Source organism: Rhizomicrobium sp. (assembly GCA_037200045.1).
Taxonomy (GTDB): domain Bacteria; phylum Pseudomonadota; class Alphaproteobacteria; order Micropepsales; family Micropepsaceae; genus Rhizomicrobium.
Genome location: JBBCHM010000001.1, coordinates 1,707,931 through 1,730,164 on the forward strand (window position 1 = coordinate 1,707,931; position 22,234 = coordinate 1,730,164).

Below are 22,234 nucleotides of genomic sequence, written 5' to 3' on the forward strand. Positions count from 1 at the left end.
ACTTAACGAACTCTCAACGGCCGGGAACTTCGTTCGTTAATCGGCAAGACCTGTGGCGGGAACCCATTCACCACTTGTTAGGGATGATGACGCGATTCGGGCGGAGTCCGGTATTGCGCAACCAAACCGCAACGCCTTGGGCCAACACTCCCGCCCCTGTCGAAGGAGGGACCGGGTGGCAACTGCGACGGCACAGAAGGTGCGCGCGCCGGAAGACGACGCGGCCCAAGCAGCCATGGCGGCGGGCCTGGTGCCGGCGCTCGACTGCCTGCGCACCGCGATCACGCTCTATGATCCGGACGAGCGGCTGACCTACGCCAACCAGCATTTCGATTATCTGTTCCGCGGCTTGCCCGCCCGCGCCCTGCTTCTGGGCCAAAGCTATGGCGACATCGTGCGGCTGGAGGCGGCGGGCGGCGAGATCGCGCCCCAGGCGCTCGGCCGCGGCGTGGAGGATTTCGTGGCGCGGCGGCGCGCCCAGCTCACCAGCGGCGATTTCAAGCCGTTCGACCTCGAAATGGCCGACGGCCGCATCATCGAGATCAAGGCGCGGCGCGCCCCGGCCGGCGGCTGGATCGCGCTGTGGAGCGACGTGACCTTCGCCCGCCACGCCTTCGGCCGGCTGGAGGACGCCATCGCGCTGTCGGCCGACGCCTTCGCCTTCTTCGACAAGGCCGACCGGCTGGTCGTGTGCAACAAGGAATATGCCGCGCTGCACGGGCGCGGCGTCGAGGCGATGCGCGGCGCGCCGTTCGGCGACATCCTGCGCGAGGCGGTGCAGGACGGCCGCGTCCGCGTCGACGGCGACCCGCAGGCCTGGCTGCGGCGCTGCATCGACCTGCACCACGCCCCGGCGGGGGCGATGACGCTGGAGATGGCGAGCGGCGCCGCCTATCTGGTGCGCGACCGCAAGACCCGCGACGGCCATGTCATCGTGCTGACCGACGTCACCGACGAGCGCCGCGTCGAGAAGGCGCTGGCCGAGACCAGGGCGGAACTCGCGACCTCGCGCGAGCAGGCGACCTATCTCGCCGATCTGACCAGGCGGCTGGACGCCGCGGCGGCCTCGGCCGACACGACGAAGAAGACCCTGCTGCGCACGATGAGCCATGAGCTCAAGACGCCGCTCAATGCCATCATCGGCTTCTCCGACCTTCTGAACCAGATGGCCGAGCGCTTCGACACCGCCCAGGTGCGCGAATATGCCAGCCTGATCCATGCCGGCGGGCACAACCTCCTGAGGCTCATCAACCACATCCTGGATCTGACCAAGGTCGCGGCGGGACGGTTCGAGAAGCGGCCGGTGCGCATCGATGCCGGCGGCGCGCTGTGGATCGCCAAGGACGAGCGCGCCGAGCGCGCGGCGGCCAAGGGCCTGGCGATCGACGCCGACGCCTGCCCGGTCGGGCTGATCGTGGAGGTCGACGAGAATGCCTTCAACCAGATGGTCGGCCAGCTTCTCGACAACGCGATCGCCTTCACCCAGGAGGGCGGACGGATCGTGCTTGCCGCGAAGGCGCTGGGCGGACGCGTCAGGCTCAGTGTTTGCGACAACGGACCCGGCGTCGCGGCCGAAGACCTGGCGCGCATCCTCGAACCGTTCGAGCAGGTCGGCCGCACGACCACCGACCACGCCCATGGCGCGGGACTGGGACTGACGCTGGTGAAGGCTTTCGCCGAGCTGCACGGCGGCGGCCTTGCGATCGAGAGCGCCCCGGGCCAAGGCTTCACCGCGACGATCGATCTGCCGGCGGCGGGATAAATCCGCCGCACGCCGTTTCGACGGCCTGCGCGACGGCAAGCAGCCTGGCATCGCCATTGCGCGGACCAATGAGCTGCACACCGATGGGAAGACCCTGCGGCGACAAGCCTACCGGCATCGCCGTCGCCGGCAATCCGCACAACGTGGCGAGCGCGACCCAGCGCATCATCTCGCGATAGCCGACGCGGCGCCCGTCGGCGAGCGCCAGCGTGCGCCGAAGGAAAGGCGAATGATCGTGCGGGAACGCGGCTACCGGCGCGACAGGCGCCAGCAGCACGTCGTGGCGTTGAAAGAATTGCGCCATCCGCGCGCCGAGATTGTCGCGTGCCCGATCCGCCGCCGCCCATTCCGCGCGCCGCGCGGTGTGGCCGAGCAGCGCCTGGGCCCAGGACATCGCATCGGCGCCGCCCCGGCGCGCGATAAGGGCCACGGGCCGCGCCATCTCATAGAGGGCGCGCACCGGCGCGGGGAGATCGGCGCCCAGGATCGAGAACAGCAGCATCGTATAGGTCGCCATCAGCCTTTCGGCATCGACCGGCGCGGCGACCGGCTCGACGATCGCGCCGGCCGCTTCGAGCTTTCGCGCGAAAGCCGCGACCGCGTTCTTCTCCGGCACATCGAGCACGAAGCCCGGCGCCTCCAGCCAGAGCGCGACGCGAAGGCCTTTCACCGTTGCGGGCGGTGCCGGCTGGAACGGCGCGATGACGGACATCAGAAGGCTCAGATCGCGCGCCGAGCGCGCCAGCGGTCCGACCACCGCCAGATCGATGTCGGCGGCCCGGTCGGGCGGCGGCACGAGGCCGCGCTGCGAGACGAGGCCGAAGCTGGGCTTGTGGGCGAACACGCCGCAGAAGCTTGCCGGGATGCGCAGCGAGCCGCCGATATCGGCGCCGATCTCCAGCGCGGTGAAACCGGCGGCGAGCGCCGCCGCCGATCCGCCGGAGGAGCCGCCCGGCGTGCGCGCCGGATCGAACGGATTGTTCGTCGTGCCGTAGAGCGGATTATAGGTCTGCCAGTCCGCCGCTTTCACCGGCGTGTTGGTCTTGCCCCACACGATCGCGCCGGCGGCGCGGATCGCGGCGACCACCGCGGCATCGCACGCGGTGCGGCCCAAGAGCGACGCCATACCCGCGGAGGCCGGCAGGCCCTCGACATCGAGCGTGTCCTTCACCGTCATGGGCAGGCCGGCGAGCGGGCCCAGGGCGCCGCGCGCGGCGCGGATGTCGTCGATGCGCCGCGCGTCGGCGAAAGCGCGATCCGGATCGCGCGCCACGACCGCGTTGATCGCGGGGTTCAGCCGGTCCGTCCGTGCAAGCGCGGCCGCAAGCAGCTCGCGCGACGAGATGCGGCGCGCCGTCAGCGCCGCAAGCTGCGCCGTCGCGTCGAGGGACAGGATGTCGGACAATGGGCATCCCCTTGTTCGTCCGAAACTATCACGGAGGGCGCGTCCCCTTTCGCGACAATTCGATTCAAACTCGAGTCAAGGACGCGCAAAACTTGTCTCGAAGTCGAACAAAATTCGTCTCGATATGGAGCCAAGCTTGAATTTCATTCGCGCGAAATCGGCAGCGTATTTTTTGCAAGTTTTGCTCTAAGGCCCTGAATTAACCGGATTGTTTCGAACTTTACCGAAAGGTTTCAGCGCCCGATAAAGGCCCCCGCGCATGATCGCTGCATGGCTTCGGGCGAGCCTTAAAGGGTGTCTGTCATGATCATGCGCGCGATCTTCTGGATCGGCCTCGTCTCGTTTCTCATGCCGCGCGAGCCGGATCTCGGCTTCGGCCGGCCGGGCGCGGCGGTCTCGCCCGCCTCGATCGCCTCGCTCATCCAATCGACCGACGTTCAGGGCGCCTGCGCTCAGCACAAGGAGGCCTGCGCCGGCGGCCTTTCGATTCTCGACGGTTTCCAGGCCTATGCGGTGCGCTCGCTCGACCAGGTGCGCGCCGACATCGAGGCCAACCGGGTCAAGACGCGTTAGCCCCCACATCCGCCGCCGCCCGTGCGTATTTGCGGGCGGCGGCGGATGACCCGCCCGGCGCGACGGGCTAGAACACCGCCATGAGTTTCGATCCGAAAGAGCACCGTCTCGTGGCGCTGCGCGGCTTCGACGAACTCGCCGTCGGCGAGGTCTTCGCGCTGCCCTCGCGCACGATGACCGAGGCGAATTTCGCCGCCTTCCAGACGGTGAGCCTGGACAATCATCCGATCCATTACGACGTCGAATATTGCAAGCGGCTGGGCTATCCGGCGCCGCTCGCCCATGGGCTGCAGGTGTTGAGCTTCACCGCCGCCGGCGCCGGGCTGTTCCCGCATGTCATCGGCGAGACGCTGATCGGCTTCATCGAGGTGAACGCGAAATTCCTCAAGGGCGTGTTTGCCGGCGACACGCTCTATCCGGCGCTGACGATCGCCGAGCTGGTGCGCCAGAAGACCACCGGCATCGTCGCGATGCGCGCCACCGTGCACAACCAGAAAAGCGAGCTGGTGCTCGACGGGATGCACAAGTATCTGCTGCGGCTGTAGCGCTTTCCTCGCCCGCCGTGTCGCCACCCCGGGTACCGTTTCCACGGTCATCGACCGGAAACCTGCCAGGGTAGCCGGAGGGTGGCGAGGAACAGCAGCGCGTGCAGGGCGCAGAGCAGGCCGAACGCCGCGATGAAGGCGCCGGGCATCGACCCGGCCGTCGCCGACAGGCGCCATCCCAGGAAGACCGCGCAGAGCGTCGTCAAGGTCGGGCCGCCCAGGCGCTGCACGATGTTCATGGCGGTCGTCGCCATCGGCAGGTCCCGGCGCGCCACGGAGGCATAGCCCGAGGTGATCGACGGAATGCCGATGGTGCTGAGCCCGACGCCGCGAATGAAGAGGCTCGCCGCCAGGACGGCGATGACGAGGCCGTGCTCGGCCAAAAAGACGAACGGCAAAGTCCCGGCCAGCGCCAGGAGCGAACCGCAGGCGGCCAGCTTGCGGATGCCGAACAGCTTGGTGAGACGGCCCATGAACGGATAGGTGCACATCATGCCCAGTCCCAGCGGCGCCAGCATCAGGCCGGTCCGGCTCGGCGACAGGCCGCAGGCGCGCACCAGATAGATCGGAATCAGCATCTGGCCGGCGAAGGAGATGCCGTTGGCCATGAACATGGTGCCGAGCGACGCGGAGAACACCTTGCTCTTGAGCAGCCTCAGATCGATCAGCGCGGCGTCGCCCTTGGCCCGCGCGGTGCGGTAGAACAGGACGAATAGAATGATCGAGGCGCCCAGGGCCGCGATGCCGATGCGCTCGCCCAGATGGTCCGAACCGTAGAGGAACAGCACCAGCCCCGGCGACAGCAGGGCAAGCCCGAGCAGGTCGAGGCCGCGCGGCCGTCGCTCCTCCCGATCGTTGGGCAGGAAGACGGCCGCCAGCGCCAGCGCCAGGATGCCGACCGGCAGGTTGATGAGGAACAGCCAGCGCCAGGATGCGAATTGCAGGATCGCGCCGGCGATGACGGGACCCAGCAGCGGCGCGAGCAGGACCGGCAGGGCGGCGATGCCGACCACCTGCGCCATGTGCCTGCCGGCCGCGCGGGCGAGCATCATCTGCGCCATGGGCGCGAGCAGGCCGCCGCTCATGCCCTGGAGGATGCGGAAGGCGATCAGCGCATTGGCGGACCATGCCAGCCCGCACAGGGTCGAAGACAGCGTGAAGGCCGCGAAGCATCCGAGATAGAGCGCCTTGGCCCCGATACGGTCGACCAGCCAGCCGCTCAGCGGGAGCATCAGCGCCAGCGCCAGCAGATAGCCGCTCGTCACCCACTGGATCGCCGAAAGGCCGACCTTGAGATCGGCGGCAAGGCTGGCGAGCGACACATTGACGACCGTGGCGTCGAGCTGTGCCATGAAGGAGCCGATGGCGGCGACCGCGACCACTTTCCAGACCCCGGGCGCGAGCCGGTCGGCGCGATCGCCGGCCGGCGCCGAAGCGTTCATGAACGCTCCGGCGGATTGCCGCCGTGGAAGCGGCCGAAATGCCGCGCGCTGAACAGCCCGATCAGCAGAATACCGAGGCCGAACGGCACGACGTCGCGCGTGGTCCGCAATTCGAAATCGCCGACGCGGCAGACGAGGACGTAGCCGACGACGATGTTGAGAACGCCCCAGAGCACGTTGACGGTCGACGACGACAGCCCCTGCCCCGGCGGCTTCGCGAACGGGCTTTGGAACGGTTTTCCCATCACGCCGCTGACGAAATGCGGCACGGCGTTCGCCAGGAAGGCACCGCCGAAGAAATAGGACACGAGATAAAGCCACGCCATTGTCAGCCGCTCCTCTTGCCGAGCAGATCGATGATCTCCCGGGTCGTGCCGGTTTCGCCCAGCCGCGGGAAAACCTGCGCGATGCTGTAGTCGTGGGCCTCGCGGCGCCTGTCGGTCATGGCGTCGACGGCAAGGGTGACGTTGAATCCCTGCTCATAGGCCTGGCGCGCGGTCGCCTCGACGCCGGTCGCGGTGGCGACGCCGACGATGACGACCTGCGTGACGCCCAGCGCTTTCAGCCGCTGTTCGAGATCCGTGCTCGCGAACGCACCCCAGGTCCGCTTCGTCACGACGATGTCGCCTTGTTGCCGGTCCAGTTCGGGGATGAGGTCGGTCCAGCCTTCGGGAAACGGCATGCTGGGGCGTGGCTGCTCCGTGCGGCCGGGTGCGCCGCCGGCGACGTTGACGAGCACCACCGGCAGGCCGCGTCGGCGAAACGCATCGGCCAGCGCGCGAGCGCGTTCCACGACCTCGTCGATGGGATGCACGGAGGGCAGGCCGACGATGCCCTTCTGCAGGTCGATGACGATGAGCGCGGTCTTCGGGTCGAGGGTCGTGACGGTCATGGGCGGGCCTTTGCTAGGAGTCGAAGAGGCGTTTGAGGAGCTTCACGGCGCCAGCGAGCTGGCGTTGTTCCCGCGCGGTCAGCCGCGCCTGCAGGGCGCGAAGCAGCCAGTCCTGCCGCGCCGCCCGCGCCGCGCTCACCCATTCACGGAAATGATCGGTGAGCGAGAGGATGGTCTGGCGCCCGTCCGAGGGATCGGGCGCGCCCGCCACATAGCCGGCGGTCTCCAGGGCGGCGATGATCGCGCCCATCGATTGCGGCCGCATGCCTTCCGCCCGCGCCAGCGCGCTCGCCGTCGCGGGGCCGTCGCGCTCCAGCCGCAGGAGCACGGATTTTTGCGCCGAGGTCAGGTCGGCTTCGTCGGCCTGCTCGCGCAAACGCCGCCTGAGCGCGCCGATCACGATGCGGAGCTCCGCGGCGAGGGCGGCGGCTTCCGTGCCTTCGGGTTCGGCCAATTCCGGCTTCATCCGACCAGTCTGGCATATATGAAGGTAAACTACAAAGTCTTCCTACATATTCCGGACGGTGAACGCTATTCCTCCATCGCCCAGGAGCGCATGCGCGCGCTTCTCTGGCCGCGCAGGCCGTAATGGTCGGCCAAGCGATCGAGCGCGATCGCCAGCACCACGCGCGCCGACCGGCTCGGCCAGGCATTGGCGCGCTCGGCCTCTTCCAGCCCGCGCAGGTGGCAGCAGATGTCGAACAGAAGATCCGACAGCCCCGGCCCCACCGCGCGCATGGCGAGGGCGAAGCGCTGCTTCGCCGCCACCACCATGTCGGTGAACTCGGCCTCGTTCTTCTGGCCGCGCTTGCCCATCGCCACCGCCGCGGAATAGTCGACGCCGAGGCGCGGCATGAGCTGGGCCAGCGTGAAGTCGCGCCGCAGCTTCTCGCCCGCGTCGAACTGCGCCCCGTCGATCAGGCCGCGCTGCTTCAGCCGCGCCAGCGGCGACTCGCCCTCGTCCACCGTCACGCGGCGTTCGATGCCATGCGCGTCTTTCACCAGGCGCGTGCGGCGGAGCTGGTGCTGCTCCTCGAACGGATCGCCGGTGGCGGCCGCGCGCTCCAGCCAGCCCTTGCCGGCGTCGCTGAGCACATAGGTCTTGCCCGCGCCGGCGCGCCGGATCCAGCCCTGGCGCGCGAACGCCTCCACCGTCGCGGCGCTGAGCGGCGCGACGCGCGCGGCGTGGAGCTCGTCGCGGCTGACGAGCCGGAACGTATCGGCCCCTTGCGGGACCAGATGCGCCCCCGGCGCCGCCAGCTTGCGGAAGATGCGGCGCGCCTCGCGCTCGATCTCGCCCTGCGCGCTCACGGCCGCTTCTCCGCGACGACGCGCAGCGTGGCCTCGAGCCAGCCGAGCGTCCTGTTGAGCTCCGGATCGTCGCGCATCGCCTCCACCCGCTGGATGGCGTGGCAGGCGGTGGAGCGGTCGCGGCCGAAACCGCGGCCGACCTCCGTCATGCTCATCGAGAACACGATATGCGCGAGATACATCGCGACCTGCCGCGCCTGCGCGATGTGGCCGACGCGCGACGGCGAGCGCAGATCGTCGAGCGTCACGCCATAGGCGTGGGCGACGACGATCTGGGTCATGCCGGCGCGCAGCGGCGCGAGCGCGCCGGGCCTTTTGTTGTCATTGCTGTCGAACGGATCCATGAAACACCCCTTGTTTTTGCCGATGGGCCGCGCCTCCTTCAGGACGGCCTTCGGAGGAAGATTATCCTACTTCCGGTGGTGTTGGATAAGAAATACAACTTATACTAGAAAATCCCGGGAAAATATCCCGGTTTTGGCCGAGTTATCCACACCCCGGCCTGCGCCGCGCCGCCCGTTTCCGGCCTCCGGCGGGGAGCGGCGGGAGGGGCGGGGCGGGCCGATATTCCGCGCACGGACTATCTGAGGTTGTGGGAGCGAAATCGGATTTGGGAGGAGTGTCCCAGCCGGACGGCTAGACGAACGTCGTGTCGACGCCGGGCGCTTCGGTCACCGAGACCTTGGTCTTCTTGGCCGTGCGCGTGCGCCGCTCGTCGCCGCTCCAGGTCGTGGTGCCGCGCCGCGCGCGGCGGTCGGGGCCGAAGAAGGTCGGCGCGGCGATGAAGGGCCGCGGCGCCTTGATCGCGGCTTCGAGCTTGCGCGCGATGGTCGAGGCGCTGACCGGATGGGTGAGCACGTCGGTGACGCCGACGTCGCGCGCCTGCTCGACCTGGCGCTGGCGGGCATTGGTGTAGATGACGAACAGCGGCGCCATCGGATTGAGGATGCCGTTGGCGCGGCGCGCCGCGACCGGGAAACTCATGTTCTTGTACGGCTCGGCGGCGGCGTCGCAGAAGATCGCGTCGAAGGTCTGGGCGCGCAGCGTCTCGATGGCGCGCGCCGATTCGGCGATCACCGTGACCTGCTTCATGCCGAGCAGGCCGAACGCCGTGCGCAGGATTTGAATGCCGGCCGGCCGCCCGCCGACGAGCAGCACGTGCAGATTGCGAAGATCCGCCGATCCGATCATGTCACCATGTCCCAACGCCCGAAGGATTACCGGGACCGCGTTAAACGGCGGTTAAACGGGCGGACGGACGGCGAGTTTCGAACGCCGTGCCGGGCTGATACAGTGGCGCCATGACCCATGGAACCATCCTTCGCCGGGCGGCCACGATCGCGCTGGCGCTCGCGCTCACCGGCTGCGTCTTCTTCGAGAGCAAGCGCGACCGCGCCATGCGCAACGATCCGTCCTTCCAGGCCGGCTATTCCGACGGCTGCGCCAGCGCCAATTCGCGCGGCACCAATTATCGCGGCGACAAGATCCGCGACGAGGCGCTTTACGCCACCTCGCAGCCCTACCGGTCCGGCTGGGGCTCGGGCTATTCGCTGTGCAACAACCAGTACAATCGGGGCAGCAATCCCAACACCCAGGACATGCCCGACCAGAGACCCAATCCGTGAGCGCGTTGCCGCGCTCGGCCCGGCTGCGCGCCGGGCTGCTGGTGCTGTTCGGCGTCGTCGTCTTCGCCTTCGGCTCGCTGTTCGCGGCCTATGGCCAGGCCGATCCGTGCCGCGCGCTGGCTGTGGAGCGGGCCCGCCGCTCCCACGCCGGCGCCGCGGCCGAACCGTGGACGCGGGTCGAGACCAGCCAGATGTCGACCGGGGCCTGCGCCGGCGGGCTGCTCGATTCCTGGGGCGAGCGGCTCACGCACTATGTGCGGTGACGCGCGCTGAGCGCGCCGAAGCAGTCTTAACGCGCGGTTAACCACTTTCCCGCATTGTCCATGCTTGACACGGGCCCGCGACAGGCAAACTGTCATATTATCCGTGTACGTCGGTAATGCTCTCTATGAGGAGCTTTCGATGCTGGGATTGCTGGTCTCCACTCGCCCGCCTGACGAGCCGCATCCGAGCGCGCCGATTTTGCCCGACTTCCTGCGCCGCGCCCTGCGCGCCCTGCTCAAGAGACGATAGACTTCGCAGCGAAGCCGGCCGGGCTCAGACGCCGGTCGTGCGCAGCGTGAACCCGGCGCCGGTCAGCGCGGCGCGGATCTCGTCGGCATGGCCGCTGTCGCGCGCCTCCACCACCATGCCGAGATAGGCCGACTTGACCGGCATGTCGGTCATCATGCGGTTGTGGCTGACTTCCAGGATATTGCCGCCGGCGTCGCCGACCAGCGTGGCGACGCGCGCCAGAAGGCCGGGGCGGTCCTCGATCTCGACTTCGAGGCTGAGCAGGCGGCCCTCGCGCGATAGCTCGCGCAGGATGACGTTGGAGAGCAGCCGCATGTCGATATTGCCGCCCGACAGCACGACGCCGACGCGCCTGCCGTGGAACAGCTGCTTGTTGTCGAGCACCGCGGCATAGGCCGCCGCGGCGGCGCCTTCGACCACGGTCTTCTCGATCTCCAGCAGCGCGGCCAGCGCCTGCTCGATCTGAGCCTCGTCGACCAGGAGGATGTCGTGGACATGGGCGCGCACGATCTCGCGGGTGATCTTGCCGGGGTCCTTGACCGCGATGCCTTCGGCGATGGTCTGGCCGGCGCTCGGCAAATTGGCGCTCTTGACGTTGTCGTACATCGACGGATAGGCGCGGGTCTGCACGCCGTAGATCTGGATCGCCGGATTGATCGCCTTGGCGGCGATCGCGATGCCGGAGATCAGTCCGCCGCCGCCGATCGGCACCACGAGCGTGTCGAGCGGCTCTTCCGCGTCGGCCAGCATTTCGAGCGCCACGGTGCCCTGGCCGGCGATGATCATCGGATCGTCGTAAGGATGGACGAAGGCCAGGCCCTGCTCCCGCGCGATGGCGAGCGCATGGGTGTAGGATTCGCTCAGCGTGGCGCCTTCCAAAATGACATGGGCGCCGAAATCCTTGGTGTGCCGCACCTTGGTGAAGGGCGTGCCCACCGGCATCACGATGGTGACCGGAACGCCCAGCCTGCCGCCGTGATAGGCCACGCCCTGGGCGTGATTGCCGGCCGACATCGCAATGACGCCGCGCTTGCGCTCGTCCTCGGAAAGCGAGAGCAGCTTGTTCAGCGCGCCGCGCTCCTTGAAGGAGGCGGTGTATTGCAGGTTCTCGAATTTCAGGTGCAGGCCGGCGCCGGTGATGCGCGAGAGCGTCTCGGAATGGCGGGTCGGCGTGCGTTCGACCGCGCCCTGGATGGCGCGTGCCGCGGCGCGGACATCGTCGATGGTGATCGGGGCGTCCAACGCGTCACCTCATTCCAAGTCTGGTAGCAGCGGAGGGATTTGAACCCCCGACCAAGGGATTATGATTCCCCTGCTCTACCACTGAGCTACGCTGCCAAACCTTTCGCGGCGCGGCATGTAATGGGCGGGGGGAAAGCCTGTCAAGGCAAGCCCGCCGGCGGGACCAAGCGGGCGGCCCGTGGCATAATCTGCCCCGCCATGCCGAACCCGCGCATCAAAACGCCGCCGAAATACGCCTTCCTCAGGAAGGTGGCGCTGGCGTTGCCCGGCACGCAGGAAATCCACGACCGCCATGGCATCTGGTTCAATATCGGGAGCAAGACCTTCGCGCTGTTCGGCGGCACGACGCAGCGCTGGATCCTGCGCCTGCCCAAGGATCAGGTGACGATGCTGGCGGAGGCGGCGCCCGACACTTTCGCGCCGATGCGGGCCGGCGCGCTACTGTGGGCCTATGTCGACGTGACGAAGCTGAGCGCGAAGGAATTGCGCGGCTATATCGAAGCCGCCTGGCGGTATACCGCGCCCAAGAAATTGCAGGCGCGCCATCTGCCATGAGAGCGGGCGATGCGGATTGGGGGCCGGCGGCGATGAAGACCAAGATGAAGATGGCGCGGGTGATCCTGTTCACCAACCAGATGGAGGCGATGACCGCGTTCTATCGCGACGTGCTCGGCCTTGCCCAGGTGACGGACGAGAAGGGCTGGCGCGAATTCGACGCCGGCGGCGTGCGCGTCGCGCTGCATTCTGGGCCGCCCTCGCCAGGCAGGAAGGGTCCCAAGATCGTGTTCCTGGCCAGGGACGTGGCGGCGCTGCGCGAGACGCTGATCCGGCGCGGCGCGAAATTCGGCAAGCCGAGCGCGGGCACGTTCCAGCTCTGCAACGGCAAGGACCCGGACGGCAATCCGATCCAGCTCTCGAACCGCTAGGGGCGCGCGCTCCACGGTTCGACCGTGCCGACGATGAAGAGCGGCGCGCCGGATTGCAGCGCGGCGAACACGCCGCTCGATATTTCGTCATTGGTCAGCCAGCGCGAGCGGCCCTGCTCCACGACGAAGCCGAGCACCACCGACTGGTAGTCGATGGGAAGGCCGTCGGCCGCGGCGGCCATCTCGGTCAGGCGCTCGGGATGGGCCGGATCGCCATGCGCGCTGCCCAGCACCTGGACGAAGCGCCCCTCGGCGGCGACGCATTCGGCCAAGGCGCGGCGGGCGGACGGCGCGCGGCCGTGGATCCAGGCGATCAGCAGATCGGGCGGTTCGAGCAGCGCCAAGGTCTCGGCCAGGGCCATGCCGTCATTGTAGTCGCACGCGACCGGCTCGATGTCGGGCGCGACGGCGCGGATGCGCCGGTCGTTGCGCGCCAGGACGGAAACCCGCCGCGCGTGCGCGCGCAGCGACCGGCAAAGACCCGCGAGCATGCCGGAGCCCCCGACCACCAGCGCATGGCCGACCGGATCCACGCCGCCGCCTTCCCTGCGAGACATCGAACGACAATATAGAGCGGCACGGGCGCCGGACAAACATCCGGCCCGGGCCTTCGGTGCGTCGGGGAAAGGGTGGTAGGCCCGGTGGGGATCGAACCCACGACCGGCAGATTAAAAGTCTGTTGCTCTACCGCTGAGCTACGGGCCTGTGTCGCCCCGGCGAGGCGGCCCGCTTATAGCGGTTGGCCGGGCCAAAGCAAGGGAGGGCAAGGGCATGGCTGGGGGACATGGATTCGAACCATGATAAGCAGAGTCAAAGTCTGCTGTCCTACCATTAGACGATCCCCCAACGGAACCGGCGGCGCTTTGGCGGCCTTTTCGCTGGTCGAGGCGCCTTCTTAACGTCAGTGCGGCAGCGGCGACAAGGGCCGCGCAACGTCCATTGCAAGCCGGCGGCTTGCTTAGTATAGGCACCGCCACGCGCCCTTCGTCTATCGGTTAGGACTCGAGACTTTCAATCTTGCAAGAGGGGTTCGACTCCCCTAGGGCGCGCCATTTTTGATGGCGGCGGCGTGCGGTGCCGCCCGCCAACCCACCGCACGCCGCCGTGCAGTTCTCATCTTTGTCCTGTATGGCGCGCCATCTTTGTTGGCGGGCGGGCAAAGCAGCCGCCACGCCAACCCTGCTTTGCCCGCCCGCGCTGTTCTCAGTTTTGTCCCGTAGGGCGCCCCAACTTTTCTGGCGGGCGGGCACTTTGCCGCCCACCAACCCAAAGTGCCCGCCCGCCGAGTTCGGGAGCGCGGATGTCTAAGCGGCTGCCTCGTCGAGCAGCTTGCTCACTTCGACATAATATTGGGTGGCGGGCCGATGGACCCAGAAGGTGTAGGCCAAGGCCCCGACGGCCAGGATGGCGTAGCCGAGGACGGCCTGGTTCGAATCGCCGCCGAACCAGCCGCTGAAAAAGACGACACTGCCGAAGAAGTAGATCCCCAGCGATATGAGAATCCGGGAGATCGGCGCGCGCGCCTGGCCCTGCATGCTCGACGAGACGATCAGCCCGCCGACGATCGCGCCGAGGCCGCCAAAGAGCGCGGTGAACTGGCCCAGGAATGGAATAAGGAGAAGCACCAGCGCCACGATCCGCAGGGCGATCGATCCGAAACTCGAGCCCTTGCCGGCCTGGTTGTGCCAGATCGACAGGTCGAAGCGCTGACCGGTCTGGCGATCGACGAGAAAGATCGCCTGGTCGGTGCCCCGATGCGCGACGATGCCGACCTGGGTGCCCGGCTGAAGCGCCGTGGCGGGGCCCTTTATCTTGAAGCCGAGGGCGCTCCCGTCTTCCTTGCGGACGCGCATGAAATCGTCATAGCTGGCCGTGACGATCCCTTTCACGACCTCGTAGTCCCGCCGGACCTTGTCGGCGAGATCGCTCATGGACTGCCGGTGCTCGCGAAGAGCATGGCGCCGAGGAACACGACGAAGATCAGCTCGACGACGACGACGAGGGAAGCGATCGCGATGCCGATCGCGCCCAGCAGCAGGCCCGTCGAGTTGCCGGCCACCTTGGCTTGCCGGCGCGCGATGATGCCAAGGACGAACCCGGCGATCAGGAACAGCACGCCGAAGCCCGGCAGCAGGCCCAGGACGGCCGCGCCCACCGACAGGCCGCCGAGCAGGCTGCCGTCGCTCGTGGACGGACTGGCCACGGGACCGCGCGGCGCCTGGGACGGCGCGGATACCGGCGCCTGCCGGATCGCGAAGATGTCCTTGGCCGATCCGCTGTCGGTCACGAAATCGACCGTGAGCCCCGCCACCGGTCGAGACACCTTGTCCGACCAATATTGTTCGGTGAACGCGCAGCGATTGCCGTCGTCGCCGAGAATGATCCCCTCACCCCGGCTGGGATCGAAACTCAGTACACTGCCCCGCATCCCGCCCCTCGCCACATTGCCCAGATTAAAGTTACGTCATCTGCGCAAGCGCGATCAACGGAATATTTACCGAGAATGGCGGCGAAATCTTTGGTGCGTGGACGATCGGCGACCGACGTCTTGGTGTATCTCATCCTAGCTGCAACCGCTTCACGGCTTCGCCCAATGCCCGGTGGGACGCCGCCGCCCGGCTAGGACGTGGGCATATAGTTCAGCAGCGAGACCTGGTTCAGCTGCGCGGTCACCTGCAGCGCGGCCTGGAGCGCGACCTGGTTCTGGTTGAGCTGGCTGATCGCGGTCGGCATGTCGACTTCCTCGATGTTCGAGACGAAGCCCTTGTAGAGCGTCGACAGCGCGGTCTGGTGATCCGACGCGTCCTGGAGCTGGTTGTAGACGAAACCGTTGGCGGCGGCGGCGGCGTTCACGCCGGTAGCGGCGTCCGCCGAGGTCTGGATCTCGCCGGTGAGAAAAGTGTTCTGCGCCGCGCTGAGATTGGTGCTGGCCGCGAGATTGCCGTTCGGGCCGGCGTCGAACCCCGCGATGTCCTTCAGCGTCTGCATCAGGCCGGTGCCGATATCGGAGGCGAGGACGCCGATCTGGACGCTCTGGCCGTCGCCGACCAGCACCGATTTCTTCATCGTGCCGTTGGAGAAGGCGCCCGAGACCGACGGCAGCGACGCGAGCTGCGACAGCGAGGTGACGTTGAGCGGCGGCGTGTTGTCCTTGTCGCCGCCATAGAGGTAATTGCCGTTGGCGTCCTTGGTGTTCAGGATCTGGCTCGCCTGGTCGAAGATGCCCTGCGCGGTCGCCATCAGCGTCGAGCCGTCGCCGTTGGCGACCGAGCTGGTGATCGCCTGGCGCAGCTGGTTGGCGAGGTCGGACAGCGAGCTGAGCTGCGAATCCTGCAGATCGGCCTGGTTCACCGCCTGGGTCGTGTTCGCCTGATAGGCGTCGGCCTTGTTGGCGGCGGTGCGCGCGGCTTCGAGCACCGCGACCTTGTCGCCGAGGCCGGAATAGTCGCTCGAGACCTTGCCGCTGGCGACCTGGGCCTGGGTCTGGTCGAGCTGCTGGGCGGCGTTCTGGATCAGCCCCAGCATGATCTGCGACTGGCCGGCGGTGGAAACGCGGTCGATGCTCATGGCTCGCCTCTTACTGGATCTGCAGCAGCGTGTCGTAGAGCTGCTGGACGACCGACAGCATGCGCGCGCCCGCGCTATAGGCCTGCTGATAGGACATCATGTTGGTGAGTTCCTCGTCGAGATTGACGCCCGAATTGGAGGCTTGGCGCGTCTGCGCTTCCTGCAGCCGGTCGTCCTGCGCCGTCTGGTTGGCGGTGGTGGCGGCGCCGCGCGTCGCGACGTCCTGGTAGAAGCCGGCGGCGTAGTCGCTGAGCGCGCCGGTCTGCGCCGCCATGTCGCCGGCGCTGGCGAAGCTCTGCGTCGCCGAGCCGACATTCTGCAGCGCGACGGCGCCGGAATTATCGCCATGGCCGACGATCGCGTCGCCCGCCACGGTGGTGGACGTGATCTGCGAGGTCGCGAAGGCCAGGCGCTGCGGCGACGCCGCGATCTGACTGTTGACCGCGAAGCCGGAGGCCTCGAGCGCGGTCTGGTTGGTGCCGAGCCCGAAGATCTGGCTGAAGCTCATGCCGGTATTGCCGCGCGCCGTGGTGTCGTTGGTGACGTTCAGCGCATAGCCGGCGAGGTTGGTCGACTGGGTCTCGCCGATCGAGCCGTCGGGATTGAGCGTGAAAGTGGCGGCGCCGCCCATCGCGGTGTTGAGCGCGGTCACCACATTGCCGATCGTCATGCCGGCGGTCAGCGTCACCGTCGCGGTCTTGGCGACGTCGCCATTGGGGCCCTTGAGCTGGAGGCTGATCTGGCTTCCGGTGGCGAAGCCGCCGGCGTCGCTGGCCGAGAGCCCGGTCGACAGGATCGAGGGCGCGGCGGAGCGGAAGAGGTCGTTGAGGCCGAAGAACTGCGAGAAGCCCGAGCCGCCGCGGCTCGCCGGCGTGGTCGCGTCGTCCTGGGTGACGATGCCGTTGCCGCCGGTGGCCGAGACGCTGAGCACGCCATTGGCGAAGCTGGCGCTGCCATTGGAGCCGAGCGCCGTATTGAGCGCGGTGGCGAAGCCGCCCACCGTGTTGGTGAAGGCGGTCGCGGGCGCGCCGTTGACCGATATCGTGTGGGCGTCGAAATCGACGTCGATCCGGCTGACCATATTGCCGTTGGCGTCGGCCACGGCGACCGTCGTCTTGCCGGTGAAATTCAGCGCGTCGGCCGCGACCAGGCCGGTGTTGCGCCCGGTCAGCGAGGCGGGCGGCGGAAACGCCGTGTTGGCGTTGTGCTGGGTGTTGTAGGCGAGCGCGGTGGTGCGCGCGAGATTGCCGACCTCCTGGCCGAGATCGGACAGCGCGCCGTCGCGCATGTCGAGCAGGCCCTTCAGCTTGCCCGAGTCCAGATGCGGCTCGAAATTCTGCGGCGGCGAGATCGGCTGGCCCGACGCCGGGTTGATGTCCTGGGTGGTGATCGAGCCATAGGTGCCGTTGTTGGCGCCCGGCGAATAGGACAACTGGGCGTAGCTGTCGCCGACCAGGCTGATGCCGTCATTGGTCATCACCGTCACGCGGCCGTCGTCCTGCGGGACAGTGCGGATGCCGACGAGCTGGGAGAGGCTCTGCAGCGCGGTGTCGCGCTGGTCGAGCAAGGCGGAGGCGGTGTCGCCGCCGGCCTGCGCCGACTTGATCTGCATGTTGAGATCGTAGACCTGCTTGATCAGGCCGTTGACGCCGGTGACCGTGGTCGAGACCTGCTGGTCGACCTGGCTGCGCAATCCGGAGATCTGCGAGGACAGGTTGGAGAGCGTGGACGCCAGGTTCTGCAGGCTGTTCAGCGTGCCGACCTGGTTGGCGCTGGACGCCGGCGCGAGCGCCGCCTGGCCGAGCGCGGCCGATACATCGCCGAGCTGGGCGGTGAGGCTGGTCGAATCGCCGGGCGCGCCGAGAATGCCGTTGAGCTGATCGAACACCGAGGCCTGGGTGTCGTAGCGCGCGGAGGAGGCGCCGGCCGCGAGCTGCTCGGCGCTCAGGAACTGGTCGGTGACGCGCTGGATGTCGGCGATCGAGACGCCGCCGAGCGTGCCGCCATTGCTGAGCGTCGTCTGGTTGACGATGCGCCGCGCATAGCCCTGGGTGTTGAGGTTGGCGACATTGTTCGAGACCACCCGCAGCGCCGTGCTGTTGGCCTGTAGGGCGCTGAGCGCCGATGCTGCTATTCCACTCAGGCTCACGCGTTCTGTCCGCGAAATGCTTTGCCGCCGAAGACGGATCGCAAGGCCCATGCCATGGATTTGGCGCGCTTTTCGCGGGCGTCGCGCGGCGCTCGCGGCAGGAATCGTCCCTTGGGCAGGCAGAGTTTGCCGGTCGCGGCAGTTCATGCCGTCTCGCGCCGCGTCGCGAACGGCGCCTTTCCGCATAAGAAGCGCAAAGGCGCGCGAAAATGATCTGGTCCGGGCCTTGCTACGACGCCGTGCGGAATAGCGCGGATCGGCTTGTGAGCACCATTGCAGCGAATGTCGTGACGAGTGGACAGCAAACGGCTGCCGCGGGCTCCGCCACGATCGGGCCGTCCGCCACGGACGATACGTTTGGCCCGATGCTCGACGAGGTCGTGCAGGGCGACAAGCCGGCGGGCGCCGATGCCGCCGCGCCGACGGACGCGAAGGACGCGAAGGCCGATCCTTCGACACCTGCCGCCGACAAGCCTTCGCCGGATGGCGATCCCACGGACGCGGCGACGGCTGCCCGTCATCAAGCGCCGGCGGATACATCGACGCCGGTCCCGGCGAAGCCGCGGCCCGCCCATGAGGCCTCGGACGACGACACGGCCGCGACGGCCGATCCGCAAAAGACCTCGGCCAAGACGGCTCGCGCTTCCCGCCGGCAGGCGGATGCCACCGATCCGAATCCGGCGCCGACCCCGCAACCGCCGACGACCGACAATTCGGCGGCGACGACGCAAGCCGCGACCGCGGCGGCACAGGCCACGCCGCAACCCGCCGCCGCCGCGCCGCAGGACGACGCCACCGACATCGCCGCCGCCGCGATGCAGCCGGTGGGCACGGTGGCCAAACCGGACAAGCCGGCCGACGCCGCCAAGCCGCAAGGCGGCAACACGAAGGCGCAGACCCGCCAGTCCGCCGCATCGGCGCTGGCCGATACCGGCAAGGCCCTCGGCCGCGTGTTCACCGATCAGAAGGCGACCGGCGCCACGCCGCCCGCCCATGGCGCGACCGATCCGTCCAAGCCCCCTGCGACGCAAGGCACCGATCCTTCCGCCGCGCCGGACGCCACCACGCAACCGTCTTCCGCCGATGCGTCGGCATCCGCGCCGCCGCAGCCCGGGACGCAAGCCGTTTCCCAGGCCGCCGGTCCGACGCCTGCACAGGTCGCACCGCCGCAGCCCGACTCGCTCGCCGCCGCGGCCGCGCCGTCGCAGCCGGCGCCGACAGCCGCCAACGCCGCCGTCTCGGCGCAGCTCCAGGTCGGCCATCCGGCGGCGCCCGATATCGCGACGCTGGCCTTCAACATCGCGTCGAAATCCGACGGCGGCACGAAGCATTTCGACATCCGGCTCGACCCGGCCGAGCTCGGCCGCGTCGACGTGCACCTGACGGTGGACGATGCCGGCAAGGCGCAGGCCATGCTGTCGGTCGAGAAGCCGCAGACGCTCGAACTTCTCCAGAAGGACCAGCCGCAGCTCGAACGCGCGCTGAAGGATGCGGGCCTGGATCTGTCGCAGAACGGCCTGAACTTCTCGCTGAAGGGCCAGCAGCAGGGCGCCGGCAATGGCGGCAACGCCCCATCGCCGCGCGGCCGCATGCTGGCGGCGCGCGCCATCGCGGCGGTCGACAGCGCCGCATCCACCGTTTCCCTGGGCCTCGTGTCGTCAAGCGACACGCGGCTCGACATCCGAGTCTGAGGCAACCGCCATGACGACCGCACCCACCAGCACGACACCGCCCGGCACAACGCCGCCGACCTCGACGACGCCGCCGACGGCGCAGCAGCAGCTCGCGGGAAATTTCGACACCTTCCTGACGCTGCTCACCACGCAGCTGCAGAACCAGGATCCGATGAGCCCGATGGACTCCAACCAGTTCACCCAGCAATTGGTCGAGTTCAGCCAGGTCGAGCAGCAGATCAACACCAACGACAACCTCCAGACCCTGATCGGCCAGGGCTCGAGCCAGACCGGCGCCTATGCGGTGTCCTATCTCGGCAAGGCGGTGACGGTCTCGAACGGCCAGGCGCCGCTCGCCAGCGGCCAGGCAATCTGGGCCTATAACCTCGGCACGAGCGCGGCGAACACCCAGCTCAGCGTCACCGACGCCAACGGCAACGTGGTCTATACCGGCAAGGGCGAGACCGCGGCGGGCACCCACGCCTTCACCTGGAACGGCGAGAACACCAACGGCACCCAGCTGCCCGACGGCACCTACAAGCTGAGCGTCACCGCCACCGCGGCGGACGGCACCGCCGTCACCTCAACCGTAACCAGCACCGGCGTGGTGGGCGAGGTCGATATGACCGGCGCCTCGCCCGTGCTGATGGTCGGCCCGATGCCGGTGCAGCTCACCGACATCGCGGGCGTCCAGAGCCTCGATTGAAACCCGCGCCCGAGAAACGGGCGCCTGAAACGCTTAGCGCCGGCCGAAGCCGGCGCATGGCGGAAGGAAAGCGAACCCCATGAGTTTGTATGGCGCAATGATGATCGGCGTCGCGGGCCTTGGCGCCAACAGCCAGGCCCTCAGCGTCGCCTCCTCCAACATCGCGAACGTCAACACCGTCGGCTACAAGACCAGCGACAGCGCGTTCTCGACCCTGCTGGCGTCCAGCGCCGGCTCGGGCAGCGATGCCTCGGCCAGCGTGATCTCCCACACGATCCAGAACGTCACCGCGCAGGGCGGCATCAATTCGACCGAGTCGAACACCGACCTGGCGCTTTCGGGCAACGGCTTCTTCGTCGTCAGCCCGACGTCGAGCGGCGGCTCGGGCGCGAGCCAGTCCTATCTCTACACCCGCGCCGGCTCGTTCCTGCCCGATTCCGCCGGCAATCTGCAGAACGCCGCCGGACTCTACCTGATGGGCTGGCCGCTCGACGGCAACGGCAATGTGCCGACCGACCGCAACGACCTGACCAACATCAACCTGAACGACCTGTCGGGCAAGGCGGAAGCGACCACCAAGCTTTCGTTCAAGGCCAATCTGCAATCGAGCACGACGATCACCTCGCCCTATACCGCGGGCAACATGGCGTCCGGCGCCGTCACGCCGGATTTCCAGCGCACCATCAACATCTATGACAGCCAGGGCGGCACGCAGCCCTTGCAGATCTCCTACGTCAAGACCGCGGCCAACACCTGGTCCTATGAGGTGACCTATCAGGGCGCGGGCGCGAATATCGGCAGCCCGACCAACAACCTGCTCGCCTCGGGCACGATGAGCTTCAACGCGGACGGCACGCTGAAGACGGCGAACACGGCATCCGCCACGCCGACCGGATCGATCAACGTCGCCATTCCCTGGGCGGCGGCGTCGGGCCTCAACCCGCAGACGATCTCCCTCGACATGGGAACGCCGGGCAATTCCGACGGCGTGACGCAGTTCGACAACCCCTCCGCGCTGGTGTCGTCCTCGGTCGACGGCTCGCTGTTCGGCGCGGTGTCGAGCGTCTCGGTGGACGCCGACGGCTTCGTGTCGGCGCATTTCTCGAACGGCCTGACGCAGAAGGTGTTCAAGCTGCCGGTCGCCACCTTCGCCAATCCCGACGGATTGCAGGCGGTGGACGGCAACGCCTATGCCGCGTCCAATGCGAGCGGCGCGCCGACGATCGGCGAGGCCTCTCTCGGCGGCGCCGGAACCATCCAGTCCAAGGCGCTGGAAGGCTCCACCGTCGACCTCGCCTCCGAGTTCACCAACCTGATCACGACGCAACGCGCCTATTCGGCGTCGGCCCGTATCATCACCACGGCCGATCAAATGCTGCAGACGCTGGAACAAATCCAGTAACGCAGTCGCGGAAACATCGGCGCCCGCCGCGGTCGCGGGCGCCGGAAGTTCCCAATTCGCTAAAGTTCGAAGAGCAATCGTACGACTTCATTTACCACGCCCCTTGGCAAAATCTTAGAAGCCACACGGGTAGATTGCGCGAGGGTAATGAAGTTGGGAGACCAGAAAACATGGTCGAAGATAGAAAAGGACGCGTGAGCTACGTTATCGGGCCGGATGGCAGCCCGCTGACGCTCGCCGACCTTCCGCCGCCGGGAACGCGCCGCTGGGTCATCCGCCGCAAGGCCGAAGTCGTCGCCGCGGTGCGCGGCGGCCTGCTCAGCCTGGACGACGCCTGCAAGCGCTATACGCTGACGGTCGAGGAATTCCTCGCCTGGCAGCGCGCGATCGATCGCTTCGGCATGCCGGGCCTGCGCGCCACGCGTGTACAGCAATACAGGAACTAACGGGCGGCACGTCGCGAGGGCGAGCAGGGAGCGCGGGACGAAAAGGTTAGCAAAT

The 22,234-nt window shown here is 67.9% G+C and carries 25 protein-coding genes and 4 tRNA genes; 12 read left to right on the top strand and 17 right to left on the bottom strand.

Annotated elements, in window-relative coordinates:
- Positions 1–175: 175 nt before the first annotated feature.
- The gene (locus WDM86_07995) at positions 176–1,762 is read left to right on the top strand and encodes a PAS-domain containing protein (protein MEI9989966.1); all 1,587 of its coding nucleotides are present in this window, start codon (positions 176–178) and stop codon (positions 1,760–1,762) included.
- On the opposite strand, the gene WDM86_08000 is transcribed toward WDM86_07995, so the two are convergent.
- Positions 1,728–3,167, bottom strand: a complete 1,440-nt coding sequence (locus WDM86_08000; GenBank protein ID MEI9989967.1) for an amidase family protein — start codon at positions 3,165–3,167, stop codon at positions 1,728–1,730. The genes WDM86_07995 and WDM86_08000 overlap by 35 nt on opposite strands.
- Positions 3,168–3,470: 303 nt before the next feature.
- On the opposite strand from WDM86_08000, the gene WDM86_08005 reads away from it, so the two are divergent.
- Both WDM86_08005 and WDM86_08010 read left to right on the top strand, forming a co-directional pair.
- Entirely contained in the window at positions 3,471–3,740 is a 270-nt protein-coding gene (locus tag WDM86_08005) for a hypothetical protein (GenBank protein MEI9989968.1), read from the top strand.
- An 80-nt stretch (positions 3,741–3,820) separates the two neighbouring features.
- Positions 3,821–4,285: a MaoC family dehydratase gene (locus WDM86_08010; protein MEI9989969.1), complete on the top strand. Its 465-nt coding sequence runs from the start codon at positions 3,821–3,823 to the stop codon at positions 4,283–4,285.
- Positions 4,286–4,332: 47 nt separating this feature from the next.
- Here WDM86_08010 and WDM86_08015 read toward each other — a convergent pair whose 3' ends face one another.
- The 7 genes from WDM86_08015 to WDM86_08045 form a co-directional block, all read right to left on the bottom strand.
- On the bottom strand, positions 4,333–5,727 hold the full coding sequence (locus WDM86_08015; protein MEI9989970.1) for a DHA2 family efflux MFS transporter permease subunit: 1,395 nt from the start codon (positions 5,725–5,727) through the stop codon (positions 4,333–4,335).
- Positions 5,724–6,053 carry a hypothetical protein gene (locus tag WDM86_08020; protein MEI9989971.1) on the bottom strand — a complete coding sequence of 110 codons (330 nt, stop codon included), beginning with the start codon at positions 6,051–6,053 and terminating at the stop codon, positions 5,724–5,726. Before WDM86_08020 ends, WDM86_08015 begins: the two co-directional genes overlap by 4 nt.
- Before the next feature lie 2 nt (positions 6,054–6,055).
- Positions 6,056–6,619, bottom strand: coding sequence for an isochorismatase family protein (locus WDM86_08025; protein ID MEI9989972.1), 564 nt, complete (start codon positions 6,617–6,619; stop codon positions 6,056–6,058).
- A gap of 13 nt (positions 6,620–6,632) precedes the next feature.
- Entirely contained in the window at positions 6,633–7,085 is a 453-nt protein-coding gene (locus tag WDM86_08030; protein ID MEI9989973.1) for a MarR family transcriptional regulator, read from the bottom strand.
- Between the two features lie 65 nt (positions 7,086–7,150).
- Positions 7,151–7,930: a DUF6456 domain-containing protein gene (locus WDM86_08035; protein ID MEI9989974.1), complete on the bottom strand. Its 780-nt coding sequence runs from the start codon at positions 7,928–7,930 to the stop codon at positions 7,151–7,153.
- Positions 7,927–8,274, bottom strand: coding sequence for a helix-turn-helix domain-containing protein (locus WDM86_08040; protein ID MEI9989975.1), 348 nt, complete (start codon positions 8,272–8,274; stop codon positions 7,927–7,929). The genes WDM86_08035 and WDM86_08040 overlap by 4 nt, the downstream gene beginning before the upstream one ends.
- Before the next feature lie 292 nt (positions 8,275–8,566).
- Positions 8,567–9,121, bottom strand: coding sequence for a hypothetical protein (locus WDM86_08045; GenBank protein ID MEI9989976.1), 555 nt, complete (start codon positions 9,119–9,121; stop codon positions 8,567–8,569).
- Between the two features lie 110 nt (positions 9,122–9,231).
- Here WDM86_08045 and WDM86_08050 point away from each other — a divergent pair, with 110 nt between their 5' ends.
- Both WDM86_08050 and WDM86_08055 read left to right on the top strand, forming a co-directional pair.
- Positions 9,232–9,555, top strand: a complete 324-nt coding sequence (locus WDM86_08050; GenBank protein MEI9989977.1) for a hypothetical protein — start codon at positions 9,232–9,234, stop codon at positions 9,553–9,555.
- A complete protein-coding gene (locus WDM86_08055) occupies positions 9,552–9,818 on the top strand; it encodes a hypothetical protein (GenBank protein ID MEI9989978.1) in 267 nt (88 codons plus the stop codon). The genes WDM86_08050 and WDM86_08055 overlap by 4 nt, the downstream gene beginning before the upstream one ends.
- A gap of 274 nt (positions 9,819–10,092) precedes the next feature.
- Here WDM86_08055 and WDM86_08060 read toward each other — a convergent pair whose 3' ends face one another.
- A complete protein-coding gene (locus tag WDM86_08060; protein ID MEI9989979.1) occupies positions 10,093–11,310 on the bottom strand; it encodes a threonine ammonia-lyase in 1,218 nt (405 codons plus the stop codon).
- 21 nt (positions 11,311–11,331) lie between these two features.
- Positions 11,332–11,406, bottom strand: a tRNA-Met gene (locus WDM86_08065).
- A gap of 102 nt (positions 11,407–11,508) precedes the next feature.
- Here WDM86_08065 and WDM86_08070 point away from each other — a divergent pair.
- Both WDM86_08070 and WDM86_08075 read left to right on the top strand, forming a co-directional pair.
- Positions 11,509–11,865, top strand: a complete 357-nt coding sequence (locus tag WDM86_08070; GenBank protein MEI9989980.1) for an MmcQ/YjbR family DNA-binding protein — start codon at positions 11,509–11,511, stop codon at positions 11,863–11,865.
- A complete protein-coding gene (locus WDM86_08075; GenBank protein MEI9989981.1) occupies positions 11,862–12,236 on the top strand; it encodes a VOC family protein in 375 nt (124 codons plus the stop codon). The genes WDM86_08070 and WDM86_08075 overlap by 4 nt, the downstream gene beginning before the upstream one ends.
- Here WDM86_08075 and WDM86_08080 read toward each other — a convergent pair.
- The 3 genes from WDM86_08080 to WDM86_08090 form a co-directional block, all read right to left on the bottom strand.
- Complete coding sequence (locus WDM86_08080; GenBank protein MEI9989982.1) at positions 12,233–12,793, bottom strand: hypothetical protein; 561 nt, start codon at positions 12,791–12,793, stop codon at positions 12,233–12,235. The two genes, WDM86_08075 and WDM86_08080, sit on opposite strands and share 4 nt — an antisense overlap.
- Before the next feature lie 73 nt (positions 12,794–12,866).
- Positions 12,867–12,941, bottom strand: a tRNA-Lys gene (locus WDM86_08085).
- A gap of 67 nt (positions 12,942–13,008) precedes the next feature.
- Positions 13,009–13,082 (bottom strand) — tRNA-Gln (locus tag WDM86_08090).
- Between the two features lie 131 nt (positions 13,083–13,213).
- Between WDM86_08090 and WDM86_08095 the strand changes: the two genes are divergently transcribed.
- A tRNA-Glu gene (locus tag WDM86_08095) sits at positions 13,214–13,288 on the top strand.
- Positions 13,289–13,540: 252 nt separating this feature from the next.
- Here the strand turns inward: WDM86_08095 and WDM86_08100 are convergent.
- The 4 genes from WDM86_08100 to flgK form a co-directional block, all read right to left on the bottom strand.
- Entirely contained in the window at positions 13,541–14,167 is a 627-nt protein-coding gene (locus WDM86_08100; protein ID MEI9989983.1) for a hypothetical protein, read from the bottom strand.
- A complete protein-coding gene (locus WDM86_08105) occupies positions 14,164–14,664 on the bottom strand; it encodes a hypothetical protein (GenBank protein ID MEI9989984.1) in 501 nt (166 codons plus the stop codon). Before WDM86_08105 ends, WDM86_08100 begins: the two co-directional genes overlap by 4 nt.
- A 191-nt stretch (positions 14,665–14,855) precedes the next feature.
- Positions 14,856–15,803, bottom strand: coding sequence for a flagellin (locus WDM86_08110; protein MEI9989985.1), 948 nt, complete (start codon positions 15,801–15,803; stop codon positions 14,856–14,858).
- 10 nt (positions 15,804–15,813) lie between these two features.
- On the bottom strand, positions 15,814–17,952 hold the full coding sequence (gene flgK / locus WDM86_08115; protein MEI9989986.1) for a flagellar hook-associated protein FlgK: 2,139 nt from the start codon (positions 17,950–17,952) through the stop codon (positions 15,814–15,816).
- A 263-nt stretch (positions 17,953–18,215) separates the two neighbouring features.
- Here flgK and WDM86_08120 point away from each other — a divergent pair, with 263 nt between their 5' ends.
- From WDM86_08120 to WDM86_08135, 4 genes are all read left to right on the top strand, one after another.
- The gene (locus WDM86_08120) at positions 18,216–19,643 is read left to right on the top strand and encodes a flagellar hook-length control protein FliK (protein MEI9989987.1); all 1,428 of its coding nucleotides are present in this window, start codon (positions 18,216–18,218) and stop codon (positions 19,641–19,643) included.
- 10 nt (positions 19,644–19,653) lie between these two features.
- Positions 19,654–20,331, top strand: coding sequence for a flagellar hook capping FlgD N-terminal domain-containing protein (locus WDM86_08125; GenBank protein MEI9989988.1), 678 nt, complete (start codon positions 19,654–19,656; stop codon positions 20,329–20,331).
- 79 nt (positions 20,332–20,410) lie between these two features.
- Positions 20,411–21,733, top strand: coding sequence for a flagellar hook protein FlgE (locus WDM86_08130; protein ID MEI9989989.1), 1,323 nt, complete (start codon positions 20,411–20,413; stop codon positions 21,731–21,733).
- 170 nt (positions 21,734–21,903) lie between these two features.
- Positions 21,904–22,179 carry a DUF1153 domain-containing protein gene (locus WDM86_08135; protein ID MEI9989990.1) on the top strand — a complete coding sequence of 92 codons (276 nt, stop codon included), beginning with the start codon at positions 21,904–21,906 and terminating at the stop codon, positions 22,177–22,179.
- Positions 22,180–22,234: the final 55 nt, after the last annotated feature.

Excerpts from the sequence above, each read along its gene's own strand:
- WDM86_08110 (MEI9989985.1), bottom strand. The coding sequence starts at position 15,803 with ATGAGCATCGACCGCGTTTCCACCGCCGGCCAGTCGCAGATCATGCTG.
- WDM86_08105 (MEI9989984.1), bottom strand. The coding sequence starts at position 14,664 with ATGCGGGGCAGTGTACTGAGTTTCGATCCCAGCCGGGGTGAGGGGATC.
- WDM86_08025 (MEI9989972.1), bottom strand. The coding sequence starts at position 6,619 with ATGACCGTCACGACCCTCGACCCGAAGACCGCGCTCATCGTCATCGAC.
- WDM86_08045 (MEI9989976.1), bottom strand. The coding sequence starts at position 9,121 with ATGATCGGATCGGCGGATCTTCGCAATCTGCACGTGCTGCTCGTCGGC.
- WDM86_08015 (MEI9989970.1), bottom strand. The coding sequence starts at position 5,727 with ATGAACGCTTCGGCGCCGGCCGGCGATCGCGCCGACCGGCTCGCGCCC.
- WDM86_08130 (MEI9989989.1), top strand. The coding sequence starts at position 20,411 with ATGAGTTTGTATGGCGCAATGATGATCGGCGTCGCGGGCCTTGGCGCC.
- WDM86_08135 (MEI9989990.1), top strand. The coding sequence starts at position 21,904 with ATGGTCGAAGATAGAAAAGGACGCGTGAGCTACGTTATCGGGCCGGAT.
- WDM86_08070 (MEI9989980.1), top strand. The coding sequence starts at position 11,509 with ATGCCGAACCCGCGCATCAAAACGCCGCCGAAATACGCCTTCCTCAGG.
- WDM86_08030 (MEI9989973.1), bottom strand. The coding sequence starts at position 7,085 with ATGAAGCCGGAATTGGCCGAACCCGAAGGCACGGAAGCCGCCGCCCTC.
- WDM86_08080 (MEI9989982.1), bottom strand. The coding sequence starts at position 12,793 with ATGTCTCGCAGGGAAGGCGGCGGCGTGGATCCGGTCGGCCATGCGCTG.
- WDM86_08010 (MEI9989969.1), top strand. The coding sequence starts at position 3,821 with ATGAGTTTCGATCCGAAAGAGCACCGTCTCGTGGCGCTGCGCGGCTTC.
- WDM86_08125 (MEI9989988.1), top strand. The coding sequence starts at position 19,654 with ATGACGACCGCACCCACCAGCACGACACCGCCCGGCACAACGCCGCCG.
- WDM86_08100 (MEI9989983.1), bottom strand. The coding sequence starts at position 14,167 with ATGAGCGATCTCGCCGACAAGGTCCGGCGGGACTACGAGGTCGTGAAA.
- WDM86_08075 (MEI9989981.1), top strand. The coding sequence starts at position 11,862 with ATGAGAGCGGGCGATGCGGATTGGGGGCCGGCGGCGATGAAGACCAAG.
- WDM86_08005 (MEI9989968.1), top strand. The coding sequence starts at position 3,471 with ATGATCATGCGCGCGATCTTCTGGATCGGCCTCGTCTCGTTTCTCATG.
- WDM86_08050 (MEI9989977.1), top strand. The coding sequence starts at position 9,232 with ATGACCCATGGAACCATCCTTCGCCGGGCGGCCACGATCGCGCTGGCG.
- WDM86_08020 (MEI9989971.1), bottom strand. The coding sequence starts at position 6,053 with ATGGCGTGGCTTTATCTCGTGTCCTATTTCTTCGGCGGTGCCTTCCTG.
- WDM86_08040 (MEI9989975.1), bottom strand. The coding sequence starts at position 8,274 with ATGGATCCGTTCGACAGCAATGACAACAAAAGGCCCGGCGCGCTCGCG.